Raw genomic sequence first — 13,832 nt, 5'->3', positions numbered from 1 at the left:
CCTCCTGGACAGATGAGCGGGAGATTAGACTGATATGGGGGTGACTTGCGTCACCCCCACAGTCGAAACTACGGCGAGGTCGTGCTGAGGGTGAACGTCAGCGTCTTCGCGTACGCGCCCGTGCGGAGCGCGTCACCCGAGTTGATCAGCTGGCTGAACTGCAGGTCGACCGCGTCGTTGGAGACGGGGCCGCTGTACGTGAGCAGGTTCAGGTTCGAGCCGACGTTGTTGTACGCCGTGCCCGTGTTGGCCGCGTTGCGCGCCCGGGCCTGCAGCGGCTGCGGCAGGGAGAACGCGCCGTTGACCAGGTGGCCGGTGGCGGTCGGCGACGGGTCCGAGACGCTCAGCGTCGCGTCACCGGCGGTCGAGATCACGTTGGCCGTGGTGGCGGCCTCGTAGGTCTTCGTGATGCCCGGCGTGAACGCGCCGAACGAGGCCGGGGCGCCCAGCGTCAGCGAGAGCGTCGCCGGCACGGAGCCGCCGGCGGAGCTGTTGCCGATCTCCGGCGCCTGCGCGGTCTTCCACACGGTCGCGCCGGCGTTGTCGGCGTTGACGGTGCAGTGGATGACCTTGCCGATGTCGTCGGCGGTCGGCGTGTAGGTCTGCTGGTCGCCGACCTGCAGCGAGTCCGTCCACGTCAGGTTCTGCGTGCCGTAGAGCGGGTTCGCCGGCGTGGTCTGGTTCCAGTAGTCGGTGGCGCTCGGGGCGCGGAAGCGCGGGTTGGTCGGGAGGATCTTGTTCGACCGGTACCAGCGGTAGAAGTACGTCGTTCCCGCGGCCGTGTTCCACGTGCCGGTGTTGCAGGTCAGCGGCTGGCCGGTGACACCGGTGCCGCTGACGCTCGGCGCGCCGGTGTTGACCGGGATGTCGGCCTTGGCGATGTCCTTGACCTGGATCTCGCGGTAGGAGATGCGGTCGGTGCCGCCGTGCGTCTGGAGGCCGAGGTAGCCCTCCGTGAACTGGCGCGCCATCGTCGGCGCGTCGCCCGCGCGGGTGTTGATCTTCGGGATCGAGTTGTCGAACTGGTTGATGATCTTCCCGTCGATCATGATCGTGTACTGCTGGCCGATCGTGCGGATCTCGTACTGGTGCCAGACACCCGCCGTGAGCCGCTCATACGTGCCCGACTGCTGCGCGTTGAGGTTGCGGAAGCCGTAGACCGAGCCGGTCTTGATCGCGTCGCTCGAGGGCCGCGGACCGCCGCCGGTGAGCGACTCGTTGATCTGGATCTCGTGGCCGCAGTAGACCTGGGTCCAGTGCTGGTGGTTGTTGGCGTTGCCGTTGACCGTCAGCGGCTGGCCGTTGGTGCCGTTGACGTTGTAGACGCCGGACGCCGTCTGGCGGGCGCAGTAGCCGCCCGTGTACTCGAAGCCGCCGGGCGGGAACGGACCCGGCATCCCGGCCCAGTTGTAGGTCGTCGACGCGGCCGGAGTGGTGCGGTTGCAGAACGCGAGCGCCCCGCCGCAGACGTCGTAGTTGAAGCCGGTCGGCTTCTGCGCCAGCACCGCGTTGGTGTCGGCGCCCGTGTAGGCGAAGTACGGCGCGCGGACCATGATGCCGCCGTTCGGCGTCGCCGTCGGCGTGTTCTCGATCTGGTACTGGATGCGGAACACCACGTCACCGAACGGGCGCGGCGTGTACCAGTAGGACCCGAACGGCGAGGCACCGACGCGGATCGTGCCCTCGGCGGCGTCGAGCGTCGCCTGGCCCTGCGTCGCGGACTGCGCCAGCGTCCCGCTGGCGAACTTCCACTTGTCGAACGACGCGTCCGAGCCCGTGGCCGTGCCGTCGAAGATGTAGTGGAAGCCCGGCGCGGGCGGCGGCGCGGTGTACTGCGCGTGCGCGGCCTGCGGTGTTGCTGCGAGCGCCGTCAACGCCACGCAGCCGGCAAAGACCCTCCTGCGGTTCCCCGGCAAGACCCCTCCTTGCATTGCTCAGTGGACTCGCGGGACTTTATGCTGCTTTATGGACCTAAGTCAATGACTTAGCGCTGTCTTCTGTCGGACTTCTGTCCGATGTTTCTCAGCGTTCGTCGTAGGGAACCGGCACAGCGATCAGCGCGAGCAGCACGACCGCCCAGCTCCACGGGTCGAGGTTTGCGATCTGGCCGATGCCGCCGACCGCCAGCGCGGCCGCCGCGGTCATCCACGCGGCGTGCGAGCGCGTGAAGTGGAAGGCGATGATTCCGCCTACCACCCAGCCGAAACCGAACGCGGGGACCTGGGCGACGCCGAGCGCCGTCAGGCCGGTGACACCGAACGTCGCGGCGGTGGCGAAGGCGAGCTTCGAGCGCCGGATCGACACCAGCGCGACGCCGGCGGCCAGGATCGCGACGAAGCCGACGCCGCTGCGCTTGCCGCTGACCACGCGCGAGCGGCCCGCGGCGAACGAGCACTCCTGACCCGGCGGCCAGACCTTGACCGAGGCGCGCTTGGCGCCGTCGTGCGGGGTGTTGCAGAAGTCGTTCGCGTCCAGCGACGACAGGCCCGCCGCGGCGAACAGCATGAAGACGAGCGCGAGGGCGAGGAGCGGCTTGCTCAGGCGGCGAGCATAGCCAGGGCGTCGCCTGAGAGCTCCGCCTTGGGAATGAAGCCGCGCGCGCCGCAGTTCTCGAAGTGGGGCGGGTAGTCGGAGGCGTCGCGGCTCGAGGTCAACACGACCGCCGGACCGCCGCCGGGACACGCGCTCAGGCGGCCCGCGACCTCGATCCCGTCGACGTCCGGCAGCCCGACGTCGAGCAGGACGACCTGCGGGCGCAGGCGCTGGACGGCCTCCAGACCCTCGGTGCCGGTCGCGCTCTCGCCGACCACGTCGAAGCCGTCGGCTTCGAGCAGAGCCCGGGCCGCGTGGCGGAACCCGGCGTGATCATCGACTATGAGGACGGTCTGTGGCACAAGGTCAGAATGCCCGCCGGAGCAGGCATTCAAAAGCGCGGTAGCTCCCGTGGGGGTGCCGGGCAGCCGCACCCCCGGTCGAGAGGTCGCCGTAGGCTCATGGTGTGATCAGCGGGCTCGACCATGTCCAGGTCGCCGCACCCCCGGGCTGCGAGGCGGAGGCGCGGGCGTTCTACGGCGGCTTGCTCGGGTTGCGCGAGGTCGAGAAGCCTCCTGCGCTGGCCGCCCGCGGCGGCGTCTGGTTCGGATTCCTGCACGTCGGCGTCACTCCGGATTTCGTCCCGGCGCGGAAGGCACACCCCGCGCTGCGCGTGACCGAGCTCGAGGTGCTGGCGGACCGCCTCCTCGAGGCCGGCGTCGAGGTGCGCTGGGACGAGGAGATCCCCGGCGTCGCTCGCTTCTACGCGGACGACCCGTGGGGCAACCGGCTGGAGTTCGTGGGCACGTCCTGAGAGAGTCTGGTCATGCGCGGTCTCGCGGGTCTGGCGTTCGCGGGGTTCGTCCTCGGCGTGGCCGCGCTCGCGCTCGTACTGACGGGGACGCACGACACGATCACCGGCCCGTTCGTGGTGCTCGCGCTGACGCTCGGCTGGTCGTTCATCGGCACCGGCCTGTACGCGATGTGGCGCCGGCCGGAGCAGCCGATCGGCCGGCTGATGACGCTCGTCGGGTTCCTGTGGTTCCTCGGTGCGCTGCCGGAGTCGGACTCGCCGGTGCTCTTCAACGTCGGCATCGCCGTCAGCGGGCTGTGGGCGGGCCCGTTCGTCCACCTGCTGGTCGCGTTCCCCGCGGGGCGGCTCGCTCCCGGGCTCGAGCGAAGGGTCGTGCTGTTGGGGTACACAGTCGCGTTCGCGCAGCCGATCGCGCTGCTCTTCGACCCGTCGCCGTACACCGACTGCCACGGCTGCCCCGACAACGTCTGGCTCATCACCGACAGCCCGGCGACGGTCGGCGTCCTGGACGCGGTGTTCGGGATCGCGGGCGTCGCGATGCTCGCCGGCGTGTGCGTGGTGCTCGTGCGCCGCTGGCGGCACTCCGGCCCGGTCCAGCGACGGGCGCTCGCCCCGGTGCTGTGGACCGGCGGGGCGGTCGCGGTGGTCGGCGTTGCCAGCGTGATCCCGCAGATCGCCGGCCAGAACGGGGTCGCCCAGGGGTTCGACACGGTCCTGATCGCGCTGATCACCGCCGTCCCGTTCGCGTTCCTCGTCGGGCTGCTGCGCTCGAGCGTTTCGCGCGCGGGCGCGCTCGGCGCATTGATGGAGCGGGTCGGCACGACCAACGTGCGCGACGCGCTCGCCGAGGCCCTCGGCGATCCCGGCCTGGAGCTGGCGTTCTGGCTCCCGGATCGCGGGGAGTACGTCGACGCCGCCGGCCGGCCGGCCGACCTGTCCGCTCGCGCCGTCACCGAGATCGAGCACGACGGAGCGAAGGTCGCCGCGATCATCCACGACGCCGCCCTGCTCGAGGAACCCGAACTCGTCCGCGCCGCCGGCGCGGCGGCGGGGCTCGCGTTGCGCAACGAAGGGCTGGACGCCGAGCTGCGCGCCCGCTACGAGGAACTGCGCGCCTCTCGCGCTCGGCTGGTGGCCGCGGGCGATGACGCGCGCCGCCGGATCGAGCGCGACCTCCACGACGGCGCCCAGCAGCACCTGGTCTCGCTCGCCCTGACGCTGCGCCTCGCCCGCCTCGCCACCGAGGACGGCACGAAGGCCGCGTCGTTCCTCGACGCCGGGATCGAGGCGCTCAAGCAGGGCCTGCACGAGCTGCGCGAGCTCGCCCGCGGCATCCACCCGGCGGTCCTGAGCGAGCGCGGCCTCGTGGCCGCGCTCGACGGCCTCGCCGCCCGCGCCCCCATTCCGGTCACCGTGAACGTCGGCCTCGCCGTCCGCCTGCCGCCCGCCCTCGAGAGCGCGGCCTACTTCGTCGTCAGCGAGGCGCTCACGAACGTCGCCAAGTACGCCGCGGCCTCGAACGCGGCGGTGACCGTCGCGTTGGAGGGTGCCGAAGTGGTCATCGAGGTGCGCGACGACGGCCGCGGCGGGGCGAACGCCCGCAACGGCTCAGGCCTCAGCGGCCTCGCCGATCGCGTCGCGGCCCTCGACGGCGCGCTGACCGTCGACAGCCCGGTGGGCGAGGGGACGCTGATCCGCGCCCGCCTCCCATATCGCGTCGCCGCTCTCGTTTAAGAGTCTGTTGACGAATGGTCGGACCGGTATTCGTCAACCGGCTCTCAGACGGACTTGCCGCCCCAGGCGAGGACGCTAAGCGGTCCGAGCGGCGACTTCTCGTGCACGGGCGCGGCGGACGTCTCCCGGACGACCTCCGGGTCGTGGGCGACGACGTGCAGGACGGAGACCTGGGTGAAGCGGGCGACGGCGTGGGGGAGGTCGCCGCGCAGCCACTTCGAGGACTGGCCGGGCAGCGTCGCCACAATGACCTCGTCGTGGCGGAGCGGGTCCCAGACCTCGGCCAGCGCCTCCAGGGGTACCGGATCGCACACCACGCCGTCGCAGCGCTCGATGCCGGCTTTACGCCAGGCGTCCAGGGCTGCGTCCAAACGGGTCTTGCACTCGGCGCGGGCGGCGGTGCCCGGCCCGGCGGCCGGCATGACCAAGGTCGCGTGGATCGGCCCTCGCTCCGCTCGGTGGACCAGAGCCTCGATGAGCTCAGGCGCCGCGGCGGTGCGGTTGGCGAGCACGATCACGTGAGCGGCCATGGGCTGCTCCCTTCGGTCCGGACTGTTGGTGCTACTGCGACTTTACCGCGCGAACGGGACGTCGACTATGAGCGCGGTGGAACCCGCGAGATCGACGGTGTCGCCCGGGTTGGCCTCGCGGCGCACGAGGGCCAACGCGATCGGGCCGTGGTCGGGGGAGACGACGACCGAACCGAGCTTGCCGACGACCTTCTCGCCCATTCGCAGCTCCGTGCCGGGCTCGACGGGTTCGCTCAACCGCAGCCCCAGCAGCCGGCGGTTCGGCTTGCCGCGGTAGTAGAGCCGCGCGACGGTCTCCTGGCCGACGTAACAGCCCTTGGTGAACGAGACCGCACGCTCGTTCAGGCCCGCCTCCTGGGGGATCACGCTGTCGTCGATGTCGATGCCGAAGCGCGGGCGGCCGTGCTCCACGCGCACGATCTCCGCGCTCGCCTCGTCGCCGTCGGGGAACGGCAACGCGCCCCGGACGGCCTCGCGGTCGGCGGCGGCGAAGAACAGATCCACGCCGACGTCCGTGCGCACCGCGACGACGTCAGCGTCGCCGAGCCGCACCCGCGCGTTGTCGTGCTCGTCCGGGCCGGCCAACGCGGGTGCGTCAGGGCCGATCACCGACAGCAGCCCCAGCTCGAGCGTCCGCTTGTGCAGTTCGACGTCGCGCCCGAGCTTGTAGCGCCGGATCATGTTGAAGAGCTCCTGCAGCGCCACGCGCTCGCAGTCGAGCAGCAGCTCGTCGCCGACGTCGAACACCCGCATGTCGCCGAGCATCTTCCCCTTGTGGGTGAGGAAGGCGGCGTAGCAGCCGTGCCCCGGCGTCAGGCCGAGGATGTCGTTGGTCACCTGGCCGTGGAGGAAGTCTTTGGCCTCGGCGCCCGTCAGGGCGAGCTTGCCCCGTTCTGAGCGGTCGACGACGAACGTGTCACTCACTCACGAAACGTTAGCGCTCTTCCAACCTCGCCAGCCGCCGCGTCACCTCGCGGGTGAGCTCGTCGAGCACGCGCTCGCGCGGCACGCCCGCCTCCAGCGCGGAGCGCACCACGGCGACCTCCTCCGCGCCGTCGAGCCGCGTCAGCAGAGCGAGGAGGCCTTCGAGGTCATAGGGGATCGAGTCGGCCATGTACCCTCTAGCACGCAATCATGCCGCTTGCCGAAGACTTCCAGGAGATTCTGGACGCGCTCCCCTCGGACTGGACCGACATGGAGCTCGACCTCCGCGTCCAGGAGGACCGCTACATCGACGCCGCGACGCTGCTCGTGACGTGCAACGCGCAGCCGTATTCGCACCACGACTGGCACTTCCACCTCAACGTCGCGCACCACTTCGGGCACGCCGCGGCGGCCCAGGTCGTGCTCGGGACGATGCAGCTGCTCGACGACTCCGGCATCGCGGGAGAGCTCGTGCTGCGCGAGGTCCGCGAGGGCCGCGTCGAGGTGACCCAGATGTGGGGCCGCCCCGAATCGGTGCGGCAAGAGTTCAAGCGAATCCGTTCTCAGTGACCCTTGCGGGCGTCGCGCGCGACCGTCGGGTCGCGCCCGGGCCCCGCTGACAGCTCTCCGAAGTACGGCGCGCCCGCCGTCCACGTCGGCGCGACCTGATCCAGTTCCGCCGAGAGCTTCCCCTCCGAGACGCCCGGCACCTGGCCGTCCATCGCCGCGACGGCCTCGTCGGGCTCGATCTGCGCCTGCTCGTAGCCGCGCGTGAGCGCCCGCACGACCGCCAGTACCTTCGGGCGCTCGTCCTGCAGCGTGATCTCGTCCGCGCAGAGCACGAGCTTGGACGGCCGCACGACCGCCATCACGGCGATGCAGCCCTTCGGCGGCGTCTCGACGAGCCGGAAGTCCGCCATGCCGGAGCGGGTGACCTGCAGCGTCACGCCCTCGGCCTCGTCATAGCCGCGCTGCGTCGCCAGATACACGCCCGCCTCGTCCGCGCCGGGCGTGTCCTGCAACAGCAGCGACACGTCACCGAACTGCGACGAGCCCTGGACGCCGCCGCAGCCGGCGAGCGTCATCGCGACCAACAAGAGAGCCGGGAATCTCACACCGGTATCGTGGCGAACGGATGCGCAGGGTCACATTTTCGCGCAATGTCACGCTCTCGCTCTCGCGGACGTGCAGCGCCCACTGCAAGTACTGCTCGTTCGCGACGCACAAGCCCCACCTGCACGAGCCGGAGGAGGTCGAGCGCCTGATCGACCACGCCGCGCGACGCGGGGTCAAGGAGCTGTTGGTGCTGACCGGCGAGAAGCCGAAGATCCAGGACCGCTTGGCCGCCCTGGGCTTCGAGGACTTCGTCGCCTATGTCGTCTGGGCGTGCGAACGAGCGCTGGACCGCGGAATCCTCCCGCACACCAACCTCGGCACGCTGAACGCGACCGACCTCGCCCGCCTGCGGGAGGTCACGGCGTCGCAGGGGCTGATGCTCGAGTCCACCAACCCGGACCTGATCGCCCACCAGGGATCGCCGACCAAGCACCCCGCCGTGCGCCTGGAGACGATCCGGGCCGCCGGCGAGCTGAAGATCCCGTTCACGTCCGGGATCCTGGTCGGCATCGGGGAGTCCGAGGAGGACCGGATGGCGTCGCTGGAGGCGCTCACCGGCTACGAGCACATCCAGGAGATCATCCTCCAGAACTTCGTCCCGCACCGGAAGTACTACGGCGAGGAGCCGGCGGAGATCGCCACCGAGGCGGCCGAGCGCTTCTGGGCGACCGGCCTGAGCGACGCGCCGCACCGCGATCTGCCGAGCTGGGCGTGCCCGGTCAACATCGACGACATGAAGCGTCTCGTGGCCGAGACGCGCCGTCTGATGCCCGACGTGGGCATCCAGATCCCTCCGAACCTGGCGGACTGGTGGCCGGAGCTCGTCCAGGCGGGGGCGACCGACCTCGGCGGCCTGTCCTCCAACGGCGACCACATCTCGCCCGAGCACCCGTTCCCGTCGCCGAAGCAGGTGCGCGAGCGGCTGAAGGACATCGCGGCGGTCTCCGAGCGTCTGTGCGTCTATCCGCAGTACATGACGAGCGAGTGGATCGCGCCGCGGGTGCTCGACGTGATCGAGAGCAAGTACCGCTCGTTCATGCCGCGTCGCACCTACGCGGGAACGACCGGCGACTCGATCGAGCGCGCCCGCAACGGCGAGCCGCTCACCGCCGAGGAGCTGACGGCGATGTTCGCCGAGAGCCGCCCCGAGGTCATCGAGGACATGCGCCAGGCGGCCGACGAGCTGCGCGAGGAGCTGGCGGGCGATCTGGTCACGTTCGTCGTCAACCGCAACATCAACGTCTCGAACATCTGCACGGTCGGGTGCGCGTTCTGCGGCTTCGGGGTGGGTAAGCGCTCGCCCGATGCCTACGAGCACTCCCAGGCCGACTTCGTCCGCCGCATCCACGACGCGCTCGCCTTCGGCGCGACCGAGATCTGCATGCAGTCGGGCATCCACCCCGACTGGGGCCTGGAGGACTACCTCAGCTGGCTGCGTCTCGCCAAGGAGACCGCGCCCGACATCCACCTGCACGCGTACTCCCCGATGGAGGTCGCGCACATGGTGGACGTGAGCGGGCTCAGCCCGCACGCGGTCTTCGAGCAGCTGCGCGAGGCCGGCCTGGGCAGCGTCCCCGGCACCGCCGCCGAGGTCCTGCACGACGGCGTGCGCCAGCGGATCAGCCCGAACAAGCTGCCCGCGGGGCGCTGGGTGGAGATCATCACCGCTGCCCACGAGGTGGGGCTGCGGAGCACGGTGACCGTGATGTTCGGCCACATCGAGACGCCCGACGAGCTCGCCGAGCACATGCGGGTCGTGCGCGAGCTGCAGAACCGCACGGGCGGTTTCACGGAGTTCGTGCCGCTGAGCTTCATCCCGTTCCAGACGCTGCTCGGCCGCACCCACGGCATCGCGGAGATCTCGCGCGAGGAGAACCTCAAGCACACCGCGGTCTTCCGGCTCGCCCTGGGCAAGACGATCCCGTCGCTGCAGGCGAGCTGGGTCAAGATGGGCCTGGACGCCGCCACCGAGGCGCTGCGCTGGGGCGTCAACGACCTCGGCGGGACGCTGATGGAGGAGTCGATCAGCCGGATGGCGGGCGCCGACCACGGCGTCAAGCTCGACCCGGAGGACCTCGTCGCCGCCGCGCACCGCGCCGGACGGCCCGCGGCCGAGCGGACGACGCTGTACGGCATCCGTCGCCACTACGACCTCGCGGCGGCGGCTTGACCGACATCCACTTAGGGCCGCTGCTCCGCCACGCGGGGACCAATGAAGCCACGGTGTGGGTGCAGACGACCGCGCCCTGCACGGTCGAGGTGCGGCCCAAGGGGCGGCCCGCGGCGAGCGAGCGCACCTTCACCGTCGAGGGCCACCACTACGCGCTCGTGCACGTCACCGAGCTCCCGGCCGACACCGCGATCCCGTACGAGGTGGCGCTCGACGGGGACGTCGTCTGGCCGGAGGCCGACAGCCGCTTCCCGCCGAGCGTCCTGCGCACCCACACGCTCGAGGATCCGGTGCGGATCATCTTCGGCTCCTGCCGCGTCGCCGCGCCGCACGAGCCGCCGTACACCCTGCGCAAGGACGAGGACGACCGCGGGCGGGAGATCGACGCGCTGCGCGGCTTCGCGCTGCGCATGACCCACGCCGACCCGGACGAGTGGCCGCACGCGTTGCTGCTGCTCGGCGACCAGGTCTACGCCGACGAGGTCCACCCGGACCTGGAGGGCGACCTCGACGGCGGCGAGTTCGTCGTCTCCTACGACGACTACGTGAAGCTGTACACCAAGGCGTGGGGGGAGCCGGTGATCCGCTGGCTGCTCTCGACCGTGCCGAGCGCGATGATCTTCGACGACCACGACGTCCACGACGACTGGAACACGTCGATCGAGTGGGTCACCGAGATGCGCCAGAAGGCGTGGTGGCGCAAGCGGATCGTCGCCGCGTTCGAGAGCTACCTGATCTACCAGCACCTCGGGAACCTCTCGCCGTCCGAGCGGGCGGAGTTCGAGCTCTACGAGAAACTGCGCACCGACCCGAACGCCACGGAGCTGCTGCGGGCGTTCGCCAAGCAGGCCGACGAGGAGGTCGAGGGGACGCGCTGGAGCTTCTGCCGCGACATCGGCCCGGCGCGGGTCGTCATGGTCGACTCGCGCGCCGGGCGCGTGCTCGATCCCGGCAATCGCTCGATGGTCGACCGGGACGAGTGGCACTGGATCGAGGAGCATGCGCGTGGCGACGTCCAGCACCTGCTGATCGGCACGTCGCTGCCGCTGTTCATGGGGCCAGCGATGCACTGGCTCGAGGCCTGGAACGAGGTCGTCGCCGACGGCGCGTGGGGCAAGGGCGTCAAGAAGCTCGCCGAGAAGCTGCGCCAGGAGCTCGATCTCGAGCACTGGGCGGCGTGGCAGGCGTCGTTCCGGCGCATGTGCGACCTGATCACGGAGGTCGGCGCGGGGCGGAGAGGGAATGCGCCGTCCACGATCTGCGTCCTAAGTGGTGATGTGCACCACGCGTACCTGGCCGAGGTCGGGTTCCAACCCGGTGCCGGCGTGCAGTCCGCGGTCTGGCAGGCCGTGTGCTCGCCGTTCCGCAACCCGCTGGACACGAAAGAGCAGCGGGTCATCCTCGCCGGCTGGACACGGTTCGGCGGCCTCGTCATGCGCGCGCTGGCGCGTCGCGCCGGAGTGGCGGACCCGCCGGTGCAGTGGCGGCTCGCGCACGAAAAACCCTGGTTCAACAACCAAGTTGCGATGCTTGAGTTCGAGGGCGCGCGCGCCACGTTCGTCCTCGAGAAGGCGATTCCACCCGAGGACGGGAAGGGCGAGCCTGTACTGGAGCGCGTGTACGAGCGCCCCATCGAACCCAACGCCGAGTACACACGGACTTAAGACACACTCTCCGCGCTGGGGTCATGATCTGGTAGCGAACCGCTTGGAGCAGCTACGCACCACGTGATCCGAACCGACGCAGACCTACTCGCCGCAGCAAGACAGGATCCCCTGGCTTTCCGCGAGTTCTACGACCGTTACGCCGCTTGGGTGAGGTCGTGGTTCGTGCGCCAGACCGGGTCCGAGACGGCTGCGCTGGACCTCACGGCGGAGACCTTCGCGCAGGCGTGGCACGCGTCGAAGCGATTCAAAGATCTGGCCGACGGCTCAGGGGCACCGTGGCTGTTCGGGATCGCTCGCAACCTGCTGCGCCAGTACCACAAGCACAACCGCATCGAGAGCGCCGCACGCGAGCGCCTCGGCATGCCGACGGCATGGGCGGAGTGCGAGGACTACGAGGCCGTGGACGAACGGATGTTCGCGTCCTCGCTGGCGCCGCTATTGAAGAACGCGGTGCGCGCGCTGCCATCCGAGCAGCGCAAGGCCCTTGAGTTGCGGGTCGTACAGCAGCTCGACTATGAGGAGGTCGCGGGCGCGCTCGGTTGCAGCCAGAACGCCGCGCGACTTCGAGTTTCGAGGGCGCTCCGCGCACTCGGACTGAAGCTGAGGGGAGCAGAGGCATGACCGCACCGCCCATGGCCACGGATCACGCCCACGCGCGCCGTATCTCCGAGCGGACGCGCTCAGCACGGCTGATCCGCGACTCGATCGGGCTCTTGAGCTCGAAATGGTCGGTGGACGTCCTGTTGGCGCTGGGAGACGGCACGCGTCGGTATCACGAGTTGCTGGAAGACCTGGCACCGATCTCGGAGAAGGTGCTGACGCAGACGCTGCGCGCGATGGAGCGCGACGGCCTGCTCGTGCGCCGAGTCCACGCCGAGGTGCCCCCACGGGTGGAGTACGCGCTCTCCCCGCTGGGCGCGACGATGGCGCCGCCGCTGAAGGCGCTCGGCTCCTGGTCGCTGACGCACGGCAAACGGGTCGAGGAGGCGCGCGAGCGCTTCGACACCCGCGCCGCCGCCCGCGTTAGAGCTGCCTGAAACAGAAGTTTCGTCAGCGCACGAACCAAATCGGGCAGATCGGCTCAAGGTCCGCCGCGGCCAGCCGATACTGCCCGCCGATGCCCGCGACATCGGACCCCGCCTTCGACCTGGTCGGCCTGGTTCAACGCCTCTCGCTCGCCCGCTCGCTTCCGGAGATCCAGGAGATCGTCCGCGGCGGCGCGCGCCGTCTCACGGGCGCCGACGGCGCCACGTTCGTGCTGCGTGACGGCGACAAGTGCTTCTACGCCGACGAGGACGCGATCGAGCCGCTCTGGAAGGGCCAGCGGTTCCCGCTCGAGCAGTGCATCTCCGGCTGGGCGATGCGCAACCGCAAGCCGGTGACGATCGAGGACATCTACGTCGACGACCGGATCCCGCACGCCGCCTACCGGCCGACGTTCGTGAAGTCGCTGGCGATGGTCCCGATCCGGACGATCGACCCGGTCGGCGCGATCGGCAACTACTGGGCGCACCACCGGCTCCCCAGCGAGCGGGAGGTCGGGCTGCTCCAGGCGCTCGCGGACTCGACGGCGGTCGCGATCGAGAACGTCCGCGCGTACGAGGAACTCGAGGCTGCCCGGACCGAGACCCTGCACTGCCTGGCGCGCGCGGCCGAGTACCGCGACGGCGCGACCGCCGAGCACACCGAGCGCGTCGCCGACCTCGCCGCCCGGCTCGCCGCGTCGCTCGGCTGCCCGGAGGACGAGGTCGAGCTGATCCGGCTCGCGGCGCCGCTGCACGACATCGGCAAGCTCGCCGTCGCCGACTCCGTGCTGCTGAAGGCGGGCAAGCTCAGCGCCGCCGAGTTCGAGCAGATCAAGGCCCACGCCGAGGCGGGCGCGTCGATCCTCGCGTCCACCACCTCCGAGGTCCTGCGCGTCGGCCGGCTGATCGCCCGCACCCACCACGAGTGGTGGGACGGCACCGGCTACCCGCACGGCCTGACCGGTGCGTCGATCCCGCTCCCGGGACGGATCGTCGCCCTCGCCGACGTCTACGACGCCCTCACCAGCGAGCGCCCCTACAAGCTCGCGTGGTCGAGCGAGGACGCCCGCGCGGAGATCGTCCGGCTGAGCGGCCGCCAGTTCGACCCGGCGGTCGTCGAAGCATTCCTGCGGTTGTAGCCGCGTATACGCACGAAAGCGTCAGGAAACTGGCGCGCCCTGGTGAGCGGGGCGTCATTCGGTGTCGTCCTGGGCAGGAGTCCTTGCATCACGCGAACGTCGCGGCCGGACGACCAACCGGTCGCGCGGCTCCGCCATGGCCGACATCGGGCCGGCCTCCCCTGACCGCCCCGGTGCCAAG

The 13,832-nt window shown here is 70.4% G+C and carries 15 protein-coding genes; 8 read left to right on the top strand and 7 right to left on the bottom strand.

Annotated elements, in window-relative coordinates; all coding sequences use genetic code 11:
• Nucleotides 1-68 precede the first annotated feature (68 nt).
• The 3 genes from G569_RS59050 to G569_RS0127535 form a co-directional block, all read right to left on the bottom strand.
• Nucleotides 69-1,880, bottom strand: a complete 1,812-nt coding sequence (locus G569_RS59050) for a 3-keto-disaccharide hydrolase (protein ID WP_028065826.1) — start codon at nucleotides 1,878-1,880, stop codon at nucleotides 69-71.
• 142 nt (nucleotides 1,881-2,022) lie between these two features.
• Entirely contained in the window at nucleotides 2,023-2,505 is a 483-nt protein-coding gene (locus tag G569_RS0127540) for a hypothetical protein (protein WP_028065825.1), read from the bottom strand.
• Between the two features lie 32 nt (nucleotides 2,506-2,537).
• Nucleotides 2,538-2,894, bottom strand: coding sequence for a response regulator (locus tag G569_RS0127535; protein ID WP_028065824.1), 357 nt, complete (start codon nucleotides 2,892-2,894; stop codon nucleotides 2,538-2,540).
• Between the two features lie 104 nt (nucleotides 2,895-2,998).
• Here G569_RS0127535 and G569_RS0127530 point away from each other — a divergent pair, with 104 nt between their 5' ends.
• On the top strand, nucleotides 2,999-3,346 hold the full coding sequence (locus G569_RS0127530) for a VOC family protein (protein WP_028065823.1): 348 nt from the start codon (nucleotides 2,999-3,001) through the stop codon (nucleotides 3,344-3,346).
• Between the two features lie 12 nt (nucleotides 3,347-3,358).
• On the top strand, nucleotides 3,359-5,080 hold the full coding sequence (locus G569_RS0127525; protein ID WP_053227054.1) for a sensor histidine kinase: 1,722 nt from the start codon (nucleotides 3,359-3,361) through the stop codon (nucleotides 5,078-5,080).
• Nucleotides 5,081-5,124: 44 nt separating this feature from the next.
• Here the strand turns inward: G569_RS0127525 and G569_RS0127520 are convergent, their stop codons facing one another.
• Genes G569_RS0127520 through G569_RS0127510 form a run of 3 tightly spaced genes read right to left on the bottom strand, consistent with a single transcriptional unit; the run spans nucleotide 5,125 to nucleotide 6,724 of the window.
• On the bottom strand, nucleotides 5,125-5,610 hold the full coding sequence (locus G569_RS0127520; protein ID WP_028065821.1) for a hypothetical protein: 486 nt from the start codon (nucleotides 5,608-5,610) through the stop codon (nucleotides 5,125-5,127).
• Between the two features lie 42 nt (nucleotides 5,611-5,652).
• On the bottom strand, nucleotides 5,653-6,534 hold the full coding sequence (ygfZ, locus tag G569_RS51990; protein ID WP_053227053.1) for a CAF17-like 4Fe-4S cluster assembly/insertion protein YgfZ: 882 nt from the start codon (nucleotides 6,532-6,534) through the stop codon (nucleotides 5,653-5,655).
• 10 nt (nucleotides 6,535-6,544) lie between these two features.
• The gene (locus tag G569_RS0127510; protein WP_028065820.1) at nucleotides 6,545-6,724 is read right to left on the bottom strand and encodes a hypothetical protein; all 180 of its coding nucleotides are present in this window, start codon (nucleotides 6,722-6,724) and stop codon (nucleotides 6,545-6,547) included.
• Nucleotides 6,725-6,744: 20 nt separating this feature from the next.
• Between G569_RS0127510 and G569_RS0127505 the strand changes: the two genes are divergently transcribed.
• A complete protein-coding gene (locus tag G569_RS0127505) occupies nucleotides 6,745-7,104 on the top strand; it encodes a hypothetical protein (protein WP_028065819.1) in 360 nt (119 codons plus the stop codon).
• Here G569_RS0127505 and G569_RS0127500 read toward each other — a convergent pair.
• The gene (locus G569_RS0127500) at nucleotides 7,098-7,649 is read right to left on the bottom strand and encodes a hypothetical protein (protein ID WP_157592351.1); all 552 of its coding nucleotides are present in this window, start codon (nucleotides 7,647-7,649) and stop codon (nucleotides 7,098-7,100) included. The genes G569_RS0127505 and G569_RS0127500 overlap by 7 nt on opposite strands.
• Nucleotides 7,650-7,669: 20 nt before the next feature.
• Between G569_RS0127500 and cofH the strand changes: the two genes are divergently transcribed.
• The 5 genes from cofH (at nucleotide 7,670) to G569_RS61545 (ending at nucleotide 13,651) form a co-directional block, all read left to right on the top strand.
• Complete coding sequence (cofH, locus tag G569_RS0127495; RefSeq protein ID WP_037499562.1) at nucleotides 7,670-9,820, top strand: 5-amino-6-(D-ribitylamino)uracil--L-tyrosine 4-hydroxyphenyl transferase CofH; 2,151 nt, start codon at nucleotides 7,670-7,672, stop codon at nucleotides 9,818-9,820.
• Nucleotides 9,817-11,484: an alkaline phosphatase D family protein gene (locus G569_RS0127490; RefSeq protein ID WP_028065816.1), complete on the top strand. Its 1,668-nt coding sequence runs from the start codon at nucleotides 9,817-9,819 to the stop codon at nucleotides 11,482-11,484. The genes cofH and G569_RS0127490 overlap by 4 nt, the downstream gene beginning before the upstream one ends.
• A 63-nt stretch (nucleotides 11,485-11,547) precedes the next feature.
• Nucleotides 11,548-12,108, top strand: coding sequence for an RNA polymerase sigma factor (locus tag G569_RS0127485; RefSeq protein ID WP_053227052.1), 561 nt, complete (start codon nucleotides 11,548-11,550; stop codon nucleotides 12,106-12,108).
• Nucleotides 12,105-12,524, top strand: coding sequence for a winged helix-turn-helix transcriptional regulator (locus G569_RS51985; RefSeq protein WP_053227051.1), 420 nt, complete (start codon nucleotides 12,105-12,107; stop codon nucleotides 12,522-12,524). The genes G569_RS0127485 and G569_RS51985 overlap by 4 nt, the downstream gene beginning before the upstream one ends.
• 80 nt (nucleotides 12,525-12,604) lie before the next feature.
• A complete protein-coding gene (locus G569_RS61545; protein WP_084285645.1) occupies nucleotides 12,605-13,651 on the top strand; it encodes an HD-GYP domain-containing protein in 1,047 nt (348 codons plus the stop codon).
• Nucleotides 13,652-13,832 lie beyond the last annotated feature (181 nt).

The organism is Solirubrobacter soli DSM 22325 (genome assembly GCF_000423665.1).
In the GTDB taxonomy this organism is placed as follows: Bacteria; Actinomycetota; Thermoleophilia; order Solirubrobacterales; family Solirubrobacteraceae; genus Solirubrobacter; species Solirubrobacter soli.
The sequence above is the reverse complement of the archived record's forward strand: the minus strand, read 5'-3'. Positions and strand labels throughout refer to the sequence as shown.

Coding starts and splice junctions, on each gene's coding strand:
- G569_RS0127505 (WP_028065819.1), top strand. CDS start 6,745: ATGCCGCTTGCCGAAGACTTCCAGGAGATTCTGGACGCGCTCCCCTCG.
- G569_RS0127525 (WP_053227054.1), top strand. CDS start 3,359: ATGCGCGGTCTCGCGGGTCTGGCGTTCGCGGGGTTCGTCCTCGGCGTG.
- G569_RS0127510 (WP_028065820.1), bottom strand. CDS start 6,724: ATGGCCGACTCGATCCCCTATGACCTCGAAGGCCTCCTCGCTCTGCTG.
- G569_RS0127540 (WP_028065825.1), bottom strand. CDS start 2,505: ATGCTGTTCGCCGCGGCGGGCCTGTCGTCGCTGGACGCGAACGACTTC.
- cofH (WP_037499562.1), top strand. CDS start 7,670: ATGCGCAGGGTCACATTTTCGCGCAATGTCACGCTCTCGCTCTCGCGG.
- G569_RS61545 (WP_084285645.1), top strand. CDS start 12,605: ATGCCCGCGACATCGGACCCCGCCTTCGACCTGGTCGGCCTGGTTCAA.
- G569_RS0127520 (WP_028065821.1), bottom strand. CDS start 5,610: ATGGCCGCTCACGTGATCGTGCTCGCCAACCGCACCGCCGCGGCGCCT.
- G569_RS51985 (WP_053227051.1), top strand. CDS start 12,105: ATGACCGCACCGCCCATGGCCACGGATCACGCCCACGCGCGCCGTATC.